Raw genomic sequence first — 15,384 nt, forward strand, 5'->3', positions numbered from 1 at the left:
ATGCGGCGGGCATCGAATAAAATCTGGCGCTGTTTACATGAGGTGATCCGCTATTCCAAGCCCTCCGGCCCAGAATATATATGGCATCACGCGAGCAGCGCTTCGTATGCGCCGTAGATGGCGAGGAAATCGGATGCTTTCAAGCTCGCGCCGCCAATCAACGCGCCGTCGACGTTGGCGACACCCATCAGTTCCTTGGCATTGCCGGGCTTGACGGAGCCGCCGTAGAGAATACGGACTTTCCCGCCATTGGCGCCGAAACGGGCGACGAGTTCCGAACGCATGAAAGCATGCGCCTTTTCGACGTCCTGCACCGTCGGCGTGAGGCCGGTGCCGATCGCCCAGACAGGTTCGTAGGCGATCACGGTGTTTTCCGGCGTCGCGATATCCGGAACGGAGGCGGAAAGCTGTCGCTTGAGAATGTCAAGGGTCTGTCCGGCCTTGCGCTGGTCCGCCGTCTCACCGATGCAGATGATGGCGGTGAGATCGGCAGCGAAGGCAGCCTCGGCCTTGGCGCGGACGAGATGGTCGGTCTCGGCATGGTCCGTCCGGCGCTCCGAATGGCCGACGATCACGTAGGTTCCGAAGCAATCGGCGATCATCTCGGCTGAGATATCGCCGGTATGGGCGCCCGACGGGCTCTGATGGCAATCCTGCGCACCGATCGCAAGAGGGCTGTCGGTGCAGAGCGCGGTCGCGACATAAAGCAGCGTCGCGGGCGGGCAGATGAGCGCCTCGACCTTCTCGGCAAGGGGCGAATTCACGCCTTCCGCAATCGCCTTGACCTGATCGAGGGAGGCGCGCGTGCCGTTCATTTTCCAGTTTCCCGCCACGAGCGGGCGCACGTCAGGTGTCATGCCAGCCTTCCCAATTTTTCCGTATTGAGCGGCCTTAGCAAAAGCATTCGGTATTGAAAAGCTTTTGAACCTTCACGTAAGGGAAATAAGGCCGATTTGCCGCGCAAATGCTTAAAATTTGGCGGCGCAACTGTCTATGAAGCGAGAATCCAGTTCAAAACCCTCCGCCAATCGATCATGCGGATCGGCGTGCCGTGGTTGCCGGTTTGAAAAAGCGTGAAATGGGCAGGGTATTTCGCCTCATGAAGTTTTTCGAAGAAAGCCTGCTGTCCGGCAGCGGCATAGACCGGATCGCGGCTGCCATGGACGAACCAAAGGGGCAGCTTCGCCTTGTAGAACGCGCTCTTTGCGAAATCCGGATCCGTGACGCCGCTCATGACGACCATGCCCTTCAGCGATTTGACACTGCCTGCATCGCGCGCGATGCCCCAGCAGACCTGGCTGCCCATGGAAGCACAGGAAAGGATCACCGGGCGGCCGTCGGATTTCTCGCTTGCATAGCGGATCAGCTCGGCGATGTCTGCCACGCCCTCGCCGTCGAACGTGCGCACTGTCGGCGAATAATAGACGCCGCCATTGGCTACGGCCAGGTTCTTGAGCCGATTGAAATTGCCGCCGAAGCTGTAGTCGTTGACCCCGAGCCGCCGGTCGCCATCGCGCCCGTGGATAAAGATTACGGTGAATTGCGCATTGTCTGTCGGTCCCACCCTGGTGAGATCCACCCGGCGGCCATTGAGTGACAGTGTTTCGTCCTGCTGCTGCTTGCGGACAGCGAGCGACACGTATTTCTGCTGCGCACGCTTTTGCGGGATCTGGTCGCGGCCGTTGATGTCGCGCATCTCGTCATATTCGATGGCTTCGAAGGCGCCGCCGTCGGCGGTTTGCAACACGTTCTGTCTGGAGAAAAGTTCGTCCTTGTAGGGCGGCAGCGTCTCGGCTGCGGCGCTGCCGGATCCCGCCGACAGGAAAAAGGTCGCAATTGCGGCGATAATCGTGCAATGACTTGTGGACATTCTCATGCGGGCGGTTTCCTAACACATCATGCCGCTTGCCATTCTGGGCCCGGCAACGCAAACCAATTCCATAGAAATTCCGCCAAATCGGGCGGCGTCGCGTAACGAGACGCTTTCTGGCAGAATCTGCCTGATTCGCTAACGTGACATCAAATGCGGTGATTTTGGGTCTGGCCATAAGCGTATGTGTGGCCCAAGACAGGATTGAAGATCTGAACGACTCCATGGATGACAGCAACGACCTCTTCTCCGGAATGCCCCTGATGCCGAAGCAGGAGGCGGCGGCAAAGCCTGCCGAAAGGCCCGCGGCGGCGGCCCCTGCGTTGCGCCCTGCCCCGGCAGCCTCGGGCTCGGACGACTACGGCGCATCCTCCATCCGGGTTCTCGAAGGCTTGGAACCGGTGCGCATGCGCCCCGGCATGTATATCGGCGGCACGGACGAAAAGGCGCTGCACCACCTCTTTGCCGAAGTCATCGACAACTCGATGGACGAAGCAGTCGCCGGCCATGCAAACTTCATCGAGGTGCATCTCGATATCCAGGGTTATCTGACGGTCAGTGACAATGGCCGCGGCATCCCCGTCGAGAACCATCCCCAGGTTCCGGGCAAATCGACGCTTGAAGTTATCATGACCAAGCTCCATGCCGGCGGCAAGTTCGACGGCAAGGCATACGAGACCTCGGGCGGTCTGCACGGCGTCGGCGTTTCGGTCGTCAACGCACTGTCGGATTATCTTGAGGTTGAAGTGGCGCGAAACCGCAAGCTTTATCGCCAGCGTTTTTCGCGCGGCGTGCCGCAGGGCGGTCTCGAGGAGCTAGGCGATGTGCATAACCGCCGCGGCACCCGCGTGCGCTTCCATCCCGATCCGCAGATTTTCGGCGACCATGCGAAATTCGATGCCGGGCGCGTCTTCCGCATGGCACGCTCGAAGGCCTATCTTTTCGGCGGCGTCGAAATCCGCTGGAGTTGCGATGAAGGCGTGCTGCCGGAAGGCTCGGAAATCCCGGATAAGGCAGTCTTCCACTTCCCCGGCGGCCTGAAGGACTACCTGCAGGCGACGATGGGCAAGGAATTCACCGTCACCCGCGAAATCTTCGCCGGCAAGACAGAGAAAGCAAGCGGCCACGGGTCGCTCGAATGGGCGATCACCTGGTACGGCGGCGACCAGCAGATTCACTCCTATTGCAACACCATTCCGACGCCAGAGGGCGGCACGCATGAGGCGGGCCTGCGCATCGCGTTGACCAAGGGGCTGAAGGCCTATGCCGACCTGACGCAGAACAAGCGCGCAGCGCAGATCAGCACCGACGATGTGATGATTTCCGCCGTCGGCATGCTGTCGGTTTTCATCCGCGAGCCGGAATTCGTCGGCCAGACCAAGGACAGGCTTGCGACCGTCGAGGCGCAGCGCATCGTCGAGAACGCGCTTCGCGATCCCTTCGATCATTACCTGGCGGACAATCCCAACGAGGCCGAAAAGCTGCTCGACTGGGTAATCGAGCGCGCCGAAGAGCGTCTGCGCCGCCGCAAGGAAAAGGAAGTCAACCGCAAGACCGCCGTGCGCAAATTGCGCCTTCCGGGCAAATTAGCCGATTGTGCGCAGAACACCGCTCAGGGGGCCGAACTCTTCATCGTCGAAGGCGACTCGGCAGGCGGTTCCGCCAAGCAGGCGCGCAACCGCGCCAATCAGGCGATCCTGCCTTTGCGCGGCAAGATCCTCAACGTTGCGAGCGCTGGCCGCGAAAAGCTCGGCGCCAACCAGCAGCTTGCGGATCTCGTTCAGGCTCTCGGCTGTGGTACCCGTTCCAAATATCGCGAGGAAGACCTGCGCTACGAGCGCATCGTCGTGATGACCGATGCCGATGTCGACGGCGCCCACATCGCATCATTGCTGATCACCTTCTTCTATCAGGAGATGCCCGAGCTCGTGCGCGGCGGCCACCTGTTCCTTGCCGTGCCTCCGCTCTACAAGATCACCCAGGGCGCCAAGTCCGCCTATGCGCGCGACGACGCCCACCGGCAGGAGCTGATGGAAACGGAATTCAAGGGCAAGGCGAAGATCGAGATCAGCCGCTTCAAGGGTCTCGGCGAAATGCTGCCGGCGCAACTCAAGGAAACGACCATGGATCCGAGCAAGCGCACGCTGCTGCGCGTGGTGATCGATGAGGTCGATTTCGAAGGAACCCGCACCGCAGTCGATGACCTGATGGGCACGAAGCCGGATGCGCGCTTCCGCTTCATTCAGGAGCGTGCTGCCTTTGCCGAAAACCTCGATATTTGAGCTTCCGCTATTTCATGGAACTGACGAAGAACCGTAACAACTCCGTCAAATAACCGGTGCACGAGAAGCGACGCGACCGGTGCGCCGTTCCTTTAGGGATTGGGCACGCGGTTCGTTCCGCTCCTCACCCCTTGCCAGCCGGATGTTTGCCATGACCAAGCGTTTCCTCGCGACTGCCGCTTTTGCGCTCCTGTCCAGCGCTGCCGCTCCCCACGCAACCGATATCGGCGCAACCTTCGAGACTTCCTGCCCCTTTGGCGACTGCGCAGCCGGCATCTCCCTCTCCCATCTCGGTGAATTCGTCATCCCGACAGGCCACGTGGAAAACGGTGTCGAATTCGGCGGCATTTCCGGCCTCGATTTCGACGCGGCAACGGGCCACTACATCGCCATCAGCGACGACCGCTCGGAAAAAGGCCCTTCTCGCTTTTACGAGCTCGCAGTCGATGTCGACGGCGATGGCCTCAAGGGCGTCGCCGTCGTCAAGCAGGTGACGCTGAAGGACAAAAACGGCGAACCCTTGGCCAGGCGCACCGTCGATCCCGAGTCGATCCGGCTCGGCCGGGAATGCCCGAGGCGTCGGCAATAACGTGAAGATCTTCATGATCGATCTCGACGGTGCTACAGACGTCTCGGCGATCGCCTCGCTTGCGAAGACCGATCAGCGTGTGGTTCCCCGCAAGAGCCAAGTTCTCGGTCTGCGTGCAGCCGGCCTGGTGCCGGACAATATCGAGTCCATGGCGATCGGCAAGGTGAAGGACGGCAGCGACGCGCTGAACCTCGGCTCGGACAACAACTTCTCGACCAGCCAGAGGACGCAGTTCTACGTCTTCAAAATACCGCGCCGTCCGCAATAGCAACCGAAAGATCGTGCAGTTAGTCGAGGCGGACTTCGATCTTCGTCTTCACCGAGTTGGCGAGGAAACAGAGTTCATGGGCCTCGTGATGGAGCTTTTCCTCCATTTTGCGGCTCGGCGCTTCGTCCGCATAGACTACGGCCGGCTTCAGCTCGACGCGGCTGACGAGCATTCTCCCGTCGATCTTCTCCATGATCCCGGTCGCCGTATCGACATAGCTGTCGACGACGATGCCCTTCTTCGAGGCAAGCCACAGGTAGAACAGCATGTGGCAACTGGAGAGCGCCGCGACATATGCCTCCTCGGGATCGACGTTCTCGGCGATCGAGTACGGAAGCGGCACGTTGTGCGGGGATGCCGAAGCAGGCACCGAAAGGCCGCCATCGAAATTCCACAGATGGCCGCGGCTGTATTTGCCGTCCGTGAAACTGCCCCCGCCGCGCTGCCATGATACTTCCGCTGAAAATTTCGTCATCGTCCGAGCGATCCCTATGAATCCTGATGCCCAACCTGCGGCCACTTGCACCGGCGAGCAAGGTTCGCAAGAAATTTCCGTCACATTGCGTACAGAGGTTTAAGATATCCCGTTGTCCCGGCGGCTTGGCGCACCTTCGATGGGACGAGGCCGGCCCTTCGACGATCGATATGCTTGCGTCCGGGCTCCCAATGGCGCATATCCGTGATTGAGAAGAAGGAATAAAAAGCGACGTGAGCCTCTCGAACAACAAGAAACTGCCTGGCGAGCCGCGGTGGCTTGGGCCTTCTGCGCCCACACGTACGCCGCTCATTCCCTCGATTTCCGCTGCCCGCTGGCTTTTAATCCTCATCGTTGCGGCAGGCGTTTATTTCTTCTACGGCTTCGTCGTTCCGGTTCTGGCCGCACTCGTCATCGGTTTTGCGAGCTGGCCGCTCTATCGCAGACTTCTTGCGCGCGTCGGCGGCAATACGACGATCGCAGCCACGATCGCGATCATCCTCATCGTGACTTTCCTCGTTATCCCGATCGGGCTTGCGATCACCTATACGACGGGCGAGGTGCGCGAATGGGTCGCCTGGATCATTCACGCCAACCGGCAGGGCGCGCCCACACCACAGTGGATCCTCGCTTTGCCTTTCGCAGGGCCTTATCTCGACGATCTCTGGACCAAATATATCGGCAGTCCCGGCTCTGTGGGTGAAGTCATCCAGGCGGTCAGCGGTGCCAATATCGGCAATATCTACCGCGCGGTTCTCGCAGCCGGCGGCGCGTCTTTCCACCTGCTTCTGACGCTGCTTTTCATGCTGATCGCGCTGTTCTTCGTCTATCGCGACGGCGCGTCCTTCTCGCGTCAGATCGACATGCTTGGCGAACGCATCCTGCCCAATCGCTGGGAGCGGATTTCACGCGTCGTTCCGGCAACGATCAGTTCCACGGTTATGGGTATGACGCTGATCGCGATCGGCGAAGGCATCGTGCTCGGCGTCGCCTACTGGATCGCAGGCGTCCCCTCGCCTGTGACACTTGGCGTCCTGACGGGCATCATGGCATTGATACCCGGCGGCGCGCCTCTCTCGTTCACCTTGGTTTCGATCTATCTCGTCGCTAGCGGATCGCATGTCGCCGGGATCGCGCTCTTCATCTGGGGCACGGTCGAACTTTTTATCGTCGACAAGACGCTGCGTCCGAAGCTTGTCGGCGGCCCGATCAAGCTTCCCTTCCTTCCGACTTTCTTCGGCCTCGTCGGCGGCGTGAAGACTATGGGCTTCCTCGGTCTCTTCATCGGCCCGGTCTTGATGGCACTGCTCGTCGCGATCTGGCGCGAATGGATGCACGAAGTGAAGACGAACGATCAGACCGCGCTCGGCCCGGAAGTCATGATCGACGAGCAGGCGCCGCCGGTGCAGCGCGCGGCCGACGGCTGATCATTTCAGCCGCTTCTCCATGAAAAGGCTGAGCGGGTCCGGCAGGTACGAGCCGAAGGGACCGACGTCGGCATAGCCGTATTTGCGATAAAGACCGACCGCCTCCGGCTGATAGATGCCAGTCTCGAGCCGGATCGCATCGAGATCCAGCGCCCGGGCATGCTCCTCCAGCCGTTCCATCAGCCGGCTTGCGACCTTCAGTCCTCTTGCCTGCGGATCGACGAACATGCGCTTGATCTCCGCCGTACCGTCTCCCGCCTGCAGGAGTGCCGCACAGCCGACGATTTCTCCTGCATTCCGCGCCACGAAGAAGCTTACGATGGACTTCTCCAGGGTCGAGAGATCGACGAGGTGATTGCTTTCGGCAGGATAAAGCGACTGCGTATAGGCATCCGAAAGGTCGAGCAAGCGGATGATTTCCGGCTGGCGCGGCGATTCAAGAGCGACGGTGACAGACATGGCATTCCCCGGTTTGCGGGGCCGCCGCGGCGCATGACAAAGGTTAATGCAGCCGCCATTATTCGGTTGGAATTGCCCCGTCTATGACAGTGGATTTCCATAACCAAAGGGTTCAATTATGCAAGCCATCCTCGTCGCCATGACCATTCTCGGGTGCAATGATTCGGTGACGCAATGCAATTATGTCGCAACGGTCGATAAGCACTGGGACACGGTGGCCATGTGCGATGCCGAGTCGGAAAAGCGGCTCAAGTCCTTCGCCGATGCCAAGTACCGACCGTGATCGCCGTCTGCGAAGCACCGAAACCCGCGATCGCGCCGGAACAGCCCAAAGTCGCCCAAGCTCTGCCCGCTCAGGTGCCGCCCGTTCAGGAGACTGGGAAGACAGGCATTCGCGCTTTCGCCATACGCATTGCCGATCAGGTTCACACGCACCTGCCAACCGGCGAAAGCGTCAAGCACAGGCTTGAGAAGCCGGTGCATTTCGTTTCAGATGGCTATTCCTGGGCGGTTGCGCTTCAAGAATTAAACTAGGTCCTGTTGACAAAGTCTGGTGGTCCTGTCGGGCAGCTACTTCGTGGCAAGACCCGACCCGTACGACGAGATGGCCAATTCGAATAGACCCGGACTTGCCAAGCGCTGCTCAAGCCTCGTAGCGAGTGAGTACATGCGTTTGGGCTGGACTTTGAAGCATCAATTATTTGGAGAATGATACCGAGCCATATGAAAATATCTTCGAGTGGCTTCAGTCAGGCGAGCCAATTTCTATTTCAGCAGACTCCAGAGACTGCCACTCAACAAAACATTCGTTTCTCTGTGAAGAAGGCGATTCCAAAATCGGTCGGCGCATGATTCAAGCCTGCTTTTTTAGGAGGGGGTCTTGGCACGAGGCGATTTGAGTGATGAAGAATGGCACATCATTGCTCGGTTTTTACCGAAGGAACGCGGGCGTAAGTCGCGGCCCTCCCATGATAACCGGCGTTTCTTGAACGGCATGCTGTATGTTCTGCGGGTCGGCTGCCCGTGGCGTGACATGCACGAGCGCTACGGAAAATGGAATTCTGTCTACGTCCGTTTCCGTCGATGGGCGGAGCAAGGGGTATGGGATGCGCTTCTGGAAGCGCTCGTTGAATTGGGCCTGACCGACGATTGGCGGCATATGATCGACAGCACCACAGTTCGCGGCCATTCGCAGGCTGCGGGCGCTAAAGGGGACCCATAAGGAGGCTTTTTGTCGATCACGCGGCGGCTTTACGACAAAAAACCACGCCCGTGCAGACGGTCAGGGACGCCCTCTCGGCTTTGTCCTAACGGGCGGTGAAACATCCGACTACAGTGCTGTTCCCGATCTTTTCACCATGCCGGTAAATCGACCGCGCCGAATGCTCGCCGATAAGGGATACGATGCTGACGCCATTCGCCAGGAGCTTTTGTTCCATGGGACGCGTCGTCGCTCAACGCGGAAGGACCCGCCACCCTGCGACTACCGAGTTTATAAAGACCGCAATCGCATCGAGCGAATGTTCAACAGGATAAAGCAGTTTCGTCGGATTGCTACACGTGGCTTCCGCACTTTGTCAGCAGAGCCTAAATAGATGAGATAGATCGCCCCCATCCATCTTTGCAATTCTTTACGATTCCATCGTCCGGAAAATCGTTCTATTTTCTTCGCATGGTGCCACGACGACGCGGAACGCCATCGGTGTCCGATCGCGCCCGGCATCGGAACATCCTTGGAGCATTTCGTTTCAAGACCACTCCAGGCTGCCGGTTCAGCGGCACAAATCCACGAGGAGACGAGCGATGGGCGCACCGACACCGGACAACATCATGCAGCTTGGCCTGGGCTTCTGGGCCTCCAAGACAACGCTCAGCGCGATCGAACTCGGTGTCTTCACCGAGCTCGCCGCAGGCCCGGCCGACCTGCCGGCACTGCGGGCTAGGCTCAAACTGCATCCCCGCTCGGCCCGCGATTTCCTCGATGCCCTGGTTGCCCTGAAGCTGCTCGAACGCGACGACGGCATCTACCGCAACAGCCCCGATACGGACCTCTTCCTCGACAGGGCCAAGCCGTCCTATATCGGCGGCATCCTCGAAATGGCCAATGCTCGGCTCTACGGCTTCTGGGGCTCGCTCACCGAAGCCCTGCGGACGGGGGAAATGCAGAACGAAAGCAAGCATAAGACGGACTTCTTCGCCACGCTCTATGCAGAACCGGAACGGCTGCACGGCTTCCTCAGGGCCATGAGCGGCATCAGCGCCGGGGCGGCGCAGGCGATCGCAGTCAAGTTCGATTGGTCGAAATACACGACATTCGCCGATGTAGGCGCGGCGCAGGGCATGGTGCCGGTGGCGGTCGCGCGGGCTCATCCCCACCTTAAGGCGATCGGCTTCGATCTGCCCACCGTGCAGCCGATATTCGAGGAGTTCGTCGCCCAGCAGGGCCTCTCCGACCGTATCCGCTTTCAGGGCGGCAACTTCTTCGACGATCCGATGCCGAACGTGGATGTGATCGTGATGGGACATATTCTGCACGACTGGGATCTCGCCGAAAAGAAGCTGCTGCTGGAAAAGGCCTTCGCCGCGCTGCCGAAAGGCGGGGCCGTGATCGCCTACGACGCCGTCATCGATGACGAGCGCCGCGAGAACGCCTTTGGGCTCCTGATGAGCCTGAACATGCTGATCGAAACCCCCGGCGGATTCGACTATACTGGCGTCGATTGCCAGGCATGGATGCGCGAAGCGGGCTTCGTGTCCCCGCGCGTCGTGCCGTTGGCGGGACCGGATTCGATGGTGATCGGATTCAAGCCCTAATGAGCGAACCCTCAGGGGTACGCGGCCCCAGTTCGGTCCTTCGTTTTAGCGCAGTCCGTCCCCGCCCTTGATCTCGGCCGTGCCCCCCGACACGCGGCAGGGGACGGCCGCTGTCGGTGATGATGACGACCATGATCTCGCCGGCGCCCGGAGCGTCGGGTATGCGCACCTCCATGGCGTCGAAACGGCGGCCCACATAGGCAGCGTCCTCGTGGCCGAGCGACAAGTCGAGCTCGCCGCCCAGGCCGCAGCGCTTCTTCGCACACCGGATCAGGGCCGCGCCCTTGCCGAGCAATTCACGGTCGTCGTCGTAGCGATGAATCCAGTCGAAGACGCACAAATCATCGCCAGCCCCTGCATGCACGGTGCAGACGGTCAGGGACGCCCTCTCGGCTTTGTCCTAACGGGCGGTGAAACATCCGACTACAGTGCTGTTCCCGATCCTTTCACCATGCCGGTAAAGTAAATCGACCGCACCGAATGCTCGCCGATAAGGAGTTTATAAAGACCCCAATCGCATCGAGCGAATGTTCAACAGGATAAAGCAGTTTCGTCGGATTGCTACACGTTGCGGTAAGACCAGAACTTCATATGCAGGCTTCCTCGCTCTGGCCGCCGCAAAAATCTGGCTTCCGCACTTTGTCAGCAGAGCTTAGGCTGCCGCGAGCGCCGTCAGCGATGCGTAGCTGCGGGCCGATTGGCGTTGATCAGCGATGTGAAGCTTCTCGACCAGATCGAGCAACTCGCTGACGGCGCCATGGGTACCGTCGTGGTGACGGAAGCGTTCGAGCAGCCTGCCGCAAACGTTGGCAAGCATTGTGCCTGCGGTCTTTCTGGAAGCTTCGCGCCAGAGAAGCGTCGCCTCGACGAACACTGTGCTGATCTCGCGGGAGAGCCCGGCCGCCTCGTAGAGGGCACGTACCGCATGCATGCGCCCGGTGGCGAGGATCGAGCGCACGCGCTTTTCGGTGCAGCCGGTGAGATTGACGATGGCGCCGGCGAAGAAATCGACCTTGCCGGAGCACAGGGCATGCATGAGAAAGGACGGCGTCAAATGGCCATTAAGACGCAGATGCTCGACGAGATCGGTGATCTCGCGCGGCTGGATATCGCCGACAAGCGACACGACGGCCGCCTGCGTCGCCTCGCGGCTGATGCGCTGCAGACGATTGAGGCCGATCGCGGCCTGCGCCAAGGGCAAGGCGACCAATGCATTGCTGACATGCTGCGTCAGCAGCTGACGGGCATCGACCGGCAGATCGGCGCGATCAAGCAGAAGATTGCGGATATCGCAACAGTCGCCTAGCCGCTCCGCAATGCGCTTCAGGGATACTGGAGCAATCGCGGCTCCCTCGTTTTCGAGAAGGCAGAGGATAGCCTCTTCATCGCCGACCTCCGCAAGAGCGGCTGAAACAGCACGTGAGATCGATGCGCGTGCGGCGATCAAGATACGGGTGACGCTGCCGCCGCGCGCTGCGAGATCGACGAGATCGGCGTCCGAAAGAAGCGGGGAACACGTCACCGCATGGCAGGCGATCTCCGGCTGGTCTTCAGCCAGGGCAAGTATGAGGGCGCGCGGCGCTTCATCAGACCAAGCGATCGCTTCGACCAGCGCCAGACGCACGCGCGGCGATGGATCGTCGAGCAGGAAGGTCATCGCCATTTCGGCGGCCCTGCGTTCCTCGGGAAGCATTTCGGACTGTAGATAGGCGCGGCCGAGCGCGCTTGCGGCGCGAGCCCTATCTCCGGCCTTGGCAGTTTCAACCCAGCAAAGAAAAGCCTCTACGATCACACTACGCCCCAACCTGCGAACGCGATTCCTTCGCGCTCTACCCTTGGAATGAGGCTACTGAGAAATGGTTTACGATTGGTTCACTATATTCATTAACCCTTGCCAGCCGCGATCAGATCGTTCGGCACTTGCGGGCGCAGCAGCTCGAAAACGTCACTGCCTTCGCTGTAATCCATATACCCCATGCGTGCGACAGGCCGCGCGATCGACATATCCAGGCGCCCCTCGCGGATGATCTGCTCGTCGATATGGATGCCGACGACCTCGCCGAGAACCATGACGCTCTCTGAAGGCTCGCCCGAGAGGGTCTTGGGTTCGATCAGCTCGGTCACCTTGCATTCGAGCACCGCGAAAGCCTCCCCGACATAGGGCGCATCGACAAGCTCACCCCGCTTTGCCGTCAGGCCTGCCAGCTCGAACTCGTTGATGCCGTAAGGCAGCGCCGCCGATGACAGGTTCATCTGTTCGACAAGGTTGCGGCTGACGAAGTTGCAGGTGAAGGCCCCGGTTTCCGCTGCGTTGCGCTGGCTGTGCTTGCGGCCGCTGGAGGAAAACATCACCAGCTTCGGTCGATCGGACACGGCGTTGAAGAAAGAATAGGGGCCGAGGTTCAGCGAGCCGTCCCTGCCCTTCGTGCCGATCCAGCCGATCGGACGCGGTGCGACGATCGCCTTGAACGGATCGTGCGACAGCCCATGCCTGTTCGTTTCTGTCGGGTAGAACATCAAGCGTCCCCACCAACCCAAGTGACGGTTTCCGATATTTCCGGACGCGGTCGTTCAACTGCCGGAAAATTTGTCGAACCGATATGGACGAAACCGGCAACCCGTTCGCCCGGCTGGACGCCAAGCAGCGGATAGGCACGCTCGTCGTAGGCGAACCACTCGGTCAGCCAGTTGGCCACCCAGCCATGGGCGTTCGCCGAGAAGATAATATTGAGGCAAACGGCGCCTGCCGACATGATCTGTTCCCATTCCGGGATCTTGAAATGCGGCCCGGCTTTGCTGACGACGGCGATGACGACCGGCGCGCGGGTGAAGCGCGCACGCTCGACCTCGATCATTTCCTCGGAAAGATCGGGCTTGGCTTCGAGCGCGAGCTTCAAAAGCTCCTTTCCGATATGGACGCGCTCTTCGCCGCGATAGACGATGAAGCGCCAGGGCGCGAGCTTGCCGTGGTCGGGAACGCGAGATGCCAGACGGAGGATTTCCTCGATCTCCGCCTTCTCCGGTCCCGGTTCGCTCATCTGGAATGCGGGAATGGAACGGCGCACGGCGAGGTAATCGATCAGCTTGATATCGGATTTCATGCGGGAGAAACTTTCATTTTCATGACAGCGGGATGGATGGGTCTTGAATTTGCCATCGCGTTGGTCTTGAAGTGGCCTCTGTGATTTCAGAAGTCAATCTTGTTCAGGAAACACATGCCCGGCATTTTGCCTTTTGCGCGTATGGCTCTTGCGCTCGTCCTGGCGGCTTGGCTGCCTTTTGGCGCAAGCGCGCAGGAAGCGTTCAAGGAATTCAAGCAGCTCGATACGACGGCGAAAATGCCGAAGCTCAACGCTTTCATCGCCCCCGGCAGCGCAACGCAAGGGGCCGCGTTGCACGAGGTCGAGATCGAGGCGAAGCTGACGGCCGACGGCCAGCCGGTGGAGGACGGCCTTTCCTGGTACGTGTTCAGCCCGATCGCCGGCGCTGACGGCAAGCTGCCGCTGGTGGCGAGCGCCCGTGGCGGGGCGGCGGCTTTCCAACTGGCGCCGGGCGACTATCTGGTAAACGTGTCCTTCGGCCGCGCCGGTGTTACCCGGAAGGTGAATGTTCCCGACAGCGGCAAGCTCGACAAGCAGGTGATGGTGCTCGATGCGGGTGGTTTGCTGCTCAACGCTGTGTCCGGCTCCGACGTTCGCATCCGCCCGGATCAACTGCGCTTCTCTATCTACTCGTCGGAAGTACGCGACGACGGCGAACGCGGCTTGGTGACGGCAGACGTCTCGCCGAACACCGTCGTCAGGCTGAACGCCGGCACCTACCACATCGTTTCCGAATATGGCGACGTCAACGCCGTCATCCGCGCCGATATCCAGGTGGAAGCGGGAGGGCTCACGGAAGCGACCATTCAGCACCGTGCAGCACAGATCACCTTCAAGCTGGTTTCCGAAGCCGGCGGCGAAGCGATCGCTGATACGGCCTGGTCGATCCTGACGGCTGCGGGCGACAGCGTCGGCGAAAGCGTCAGCGCTTTTCCGACGATGGTGTTAGCCGAGGGCGAATATTCCGCCGTCGCGCGCAACAAGGACAAGATCTATCAGCGCGACTTCAAGGTCGAGGCCGGTAAGAATACCGATGTCGAAGTGCTGATGAAGAACGAGCAACCGCAGGAACCGGCAAGCGCGGCGACGACGCTGCAGCAGGAACCGCAGCCATCAGCCGCCGGCGAGCGGCAAAGTTCCGCGCAGGCGCCGCTGCCTTCCTATGAGCAACTGCTGCCGGGCAGCGGCACGACGGGTGCCGATACCGATTGAATTCTCAGATGCGCTTTCGTTTGATGTCGGAACCCAACGAAAAGACCGCATCGTAAAGCGCCGCCAGCAGGGCCTTGCGGTCGTTCCTTCTCAGCTTTTCGTAAGGCAGAACCCGACCTGCATGCGCTCTGATCGTCTTGCCTGACAGCCGGCGGAATTCGCGGATCAACAATGAGAGGCGAAGCGTCAGCGAGAAGCGGCTGACGATATGAAAGAGCCGCCCGTTCTGGCCTTCGAAATAGATGGGCAGAACGCTTGCACCAGCCGCCTGGACGAGCTTGGCAGGAAACATCTTCCAGGGTAAATCTACGGCCTGCCCGAAACCGTTCTTCGCGGTGGCGACGCCGCCGCCCGGGAAGATGATGACGACAACGCCCTGCTTCAGAAGCCCAGCGCCTCAAGGCGCGTCTCCATGTTGAGGGCGACGCGCCTCTTTCGTCTCATCGAAGGATACCGGAAGCGAATTGGCCGCCATTTCCGGAACTTTGAGCAATTCGTTATGGATGAGAACGCGGAATGGCCGTCCAAGCTGTTCGGCAAGCGCCAATATGGCAATGCCGTCTCCGATACCGAACGGATGGTTGGCGACGATGACAAGCGGCTGATCCGCGGTTAGTTGCGGTGGCCAAGCGCCATTGATGTCGAGGCCGACATCTAAGAGATCAAGCAGTTTGCCGAAGACGCCTTGGCGCGTCGGAACAATATCGCTGCGCTAGATATCGTAGAGCCGCATGTAACGATTACGGCCGGAGAGCCCCTCGATCGAGCGGATCAGCCAGCGCTTGAGACGCGGATCGCTTTCGCTCGCATAGGATAGTTGTTTCAATCGCAAAGCCGTCCGGCCTCAGGGTGGAAGAACCGGACAGCTATATTTCAAAGAGATCACT

The 15,384-nt window shown here is 60.2% G+C and carries 11 protein-coding genes and 5 pseudogenes; 7 read left to right on the forward strand and 9 right to left on the reverse strand.

Annotated elements, in window-relative coordinates; genetic code table 11:
- Positions 1–86 precede the first annotated feature (86 nt).
- Positions 87–857 (reverse strand): triose-phosphate isomerase, encoded by a 771-nt coding sequence (gene tpiA / locus A3C3_RS0116295; RefSeq protein ID WP_022715654.1) that lies wholly within the window; start codon positions 855–857, stop codon positions 87–89.
- A gap of 134 nt (positions 858–991) precedes the next feature.
- Entirely contained in the window at positions 992–1,876 is an 885-nt protein-coding gene (locus tag A3C3_RS0116300) for a dienelactone hydrolase family protein (protein ID WP_022715655.1), read from the reverse strand.
- A gap of 218 nt (positions 1,877–2,094) precedes the next feature.
- Between A3C3_RS0116300 and parE the strand changes: the two genes are divergently transcribed.
- The gene (gene parE / locus A3C3_RS0116305; protein ID WP_022715656.1) at positions 2,095–4,152 is read left to right on the forward strand and encodes a DNA topoisomerase IV subunit B; all 2,058 of its coding nucleotides are present in this window, start codon (positions 2,095–2,097) and stop codon (positions 4,150–4,152) included.
- 151 nt (positions 4,153–4,303) lie between these two features.
- A pseudogene (locus tag A3C3_RS43715) lies at positions 4,304–5,009 on the forward strand (esterase-like activity of phytase family protein).
- 19 nt (positions 5,010–5,028) lie between these two features.
- Here the strand turns inward: A3C3_RS43715 and A3C3_RS0116315 are convergent.
- Entirely contained in the window at positions 5,029–5,484 is a 456-nt protein-coding gene (locus tag A3C3_RS0116315; RefSeq protein ID WP_022715657.1) for an OsmC family protein, read from the reverse strand.
- A gap of 233 nt (positions 5,485–5,717) precedes the next feature.
- On the opposite strand from A3C3_RS0116315, the gene A3C3_RS0116320 reads away from it, so the two are divergent.
- Positions 5,718–6,911: an AI-2E family transporter gene (locus tag A3C3_RS0116320; protein ID WP_022715658.1), complete on the forward strand. Its 1,194-nt coding sequence runs from the start codon at positions 5,718–5,720 to the stop codon at positions 6,909–6,911.
- Here A3C3_RS0116320 and A3C3_RS0116325 read toward each other — a convergent pair whose 3' ends face one another.
- Positions 6,912–7,370 (reverse strand): GNAT family N-acetyltransferase, encoded by a 459-nt coding sequence (locus A3C3_RS0116325; protein ID WP_022715659.1) that lies wholly within the window; start codon positions 7,368–7,370, stop codon positions 6,912–6,914.
- 118 nt (positions 7,371–7,488) lie between these two features.
- Here A3C3_RS0116325 and A3C3_RS41595 point away from each other — a divergent pair.
- The 3 genes and pseudogenes from A3C3_RS41595 to A3C3_RS0116345 all read left to right on the forward strand — a co-directional run bounded on the left by A3C3_RS41595 (position 7,489) and on the right by A3C3_RS0116345 (position 10,184).
- Positions 7,489–7,904 (forward strand): annotated as a pseudogene (locus A3C3_RS41595) (hypothetical protein).
- Positions 7,905–8,250: 346 nt separating this feature from the next.
- Positions 8,251–8,944, forward strand: a pseudogene (locus A3C3_RS43720) (IS5 family transposase); the annotation flags it as partial.
- A 229-nt stretch (positions 8,945–9,173) separates the two neighbouring features.
- Entirely contained in the window at positions 9,174–10,184 is a 1,011-nt protein-coding gene (locus A3C3_RS0116345; RefSeq protein ID WP_022715660.1) for a methyltransferase, read from the forward strand.
- Between the two features lie 45 nt (positions 10,185–10,229).
- Here A3C3_RS0116345 and A3C3_RS43725 read toward each other — a convergent pair.
- The 4 genes and pseudogenes from A3C3_RS43725 to A3C3_RS0116365 form a co-directional block, all read right to left on the reverse strand.
- Positions 10,230–10,485, reverse strand: a pseudogene (locus A3C3_RS43725) (amino acid synthesis family protein); the annotation flags it as partial.
- A 351-nt stretch (positions 10,486–10,836) separates the two neighbouring features.
- Positions 10,837–11,976, reverse strand: a complete 1,140-nt coding sequence (locus tag A3C3_RS0116355; RefSeq protein WP_022715662.1) for a DUF2336 domain-containing protein — start codon at positions 11,974–11,976, stop codon at positions 10,837–10,839.
- 92 nt (positions 11,977–12,068) lie between these two features.
- Complete coding sequence (locus A3C3_RS0116360; RefSeq protein WP_022715663.1) at positions 12,069–12,701, reverse strand: flavin reductase family protein; 633 nt, start codon at positions 12,699–12,701, stop codon at positions 12,069–12,071.
- The gene (locus tag A3C3_RS0116365; RefSeq protein WP_022715664.1) at positions 12,701–13,285 is read right to left on the reverse strand and encodes a nitroreductase family protein; all 585 of its coding nucleotides are present in this window, start codon (positions 13,283–13,285) and stop codon (positions 12,701–12,703) included. Before A3C3_RS0116365 ends, A3C3_RS0116360 begins: the two co-directional genes overlap by 1 nt.
- Positions 13,286–13,399: 114 nt before the next feature.
- Between A3C3_RS0116365 and A3C3_RS0116370 the strand changes: the two genes are divergently transcribed.
- Positions 13,400–14,497, forward strand: coding sequence for a hypothetical protein (locus A3C3_RS0116370; RefSeq protein WP_022715665.1), 1,098 nt, complete (start codon positions 13,400–13,402; stop codon positions 14,495–14,497).
- A 4-nt stretch (positions 14,498–14,501) separates the two neighbouring features.
- Here the strand turns inward: A3C3_RS0116370 and A3C3_RS41605 are convergent.
- A pseudogene (locus A3C3_RS41605) lies at positions 14,502–15,329 on the reverse strand (lysophospholipid acyltransferase family protein).
- Positions 15,330–15,384: the final 55 nt, after the last annotated feature.

The sequence above is a fragment of the Rhizobium mongolense USDA 1844 genome (assembly GCF_000419765.1).
Lineage (GTDB): Bacteria > Pseudomonadota > Alphaproteobacteria > Rhizobiales > Rhizobiaceae > Rhizobium > Rhizobium mongolense.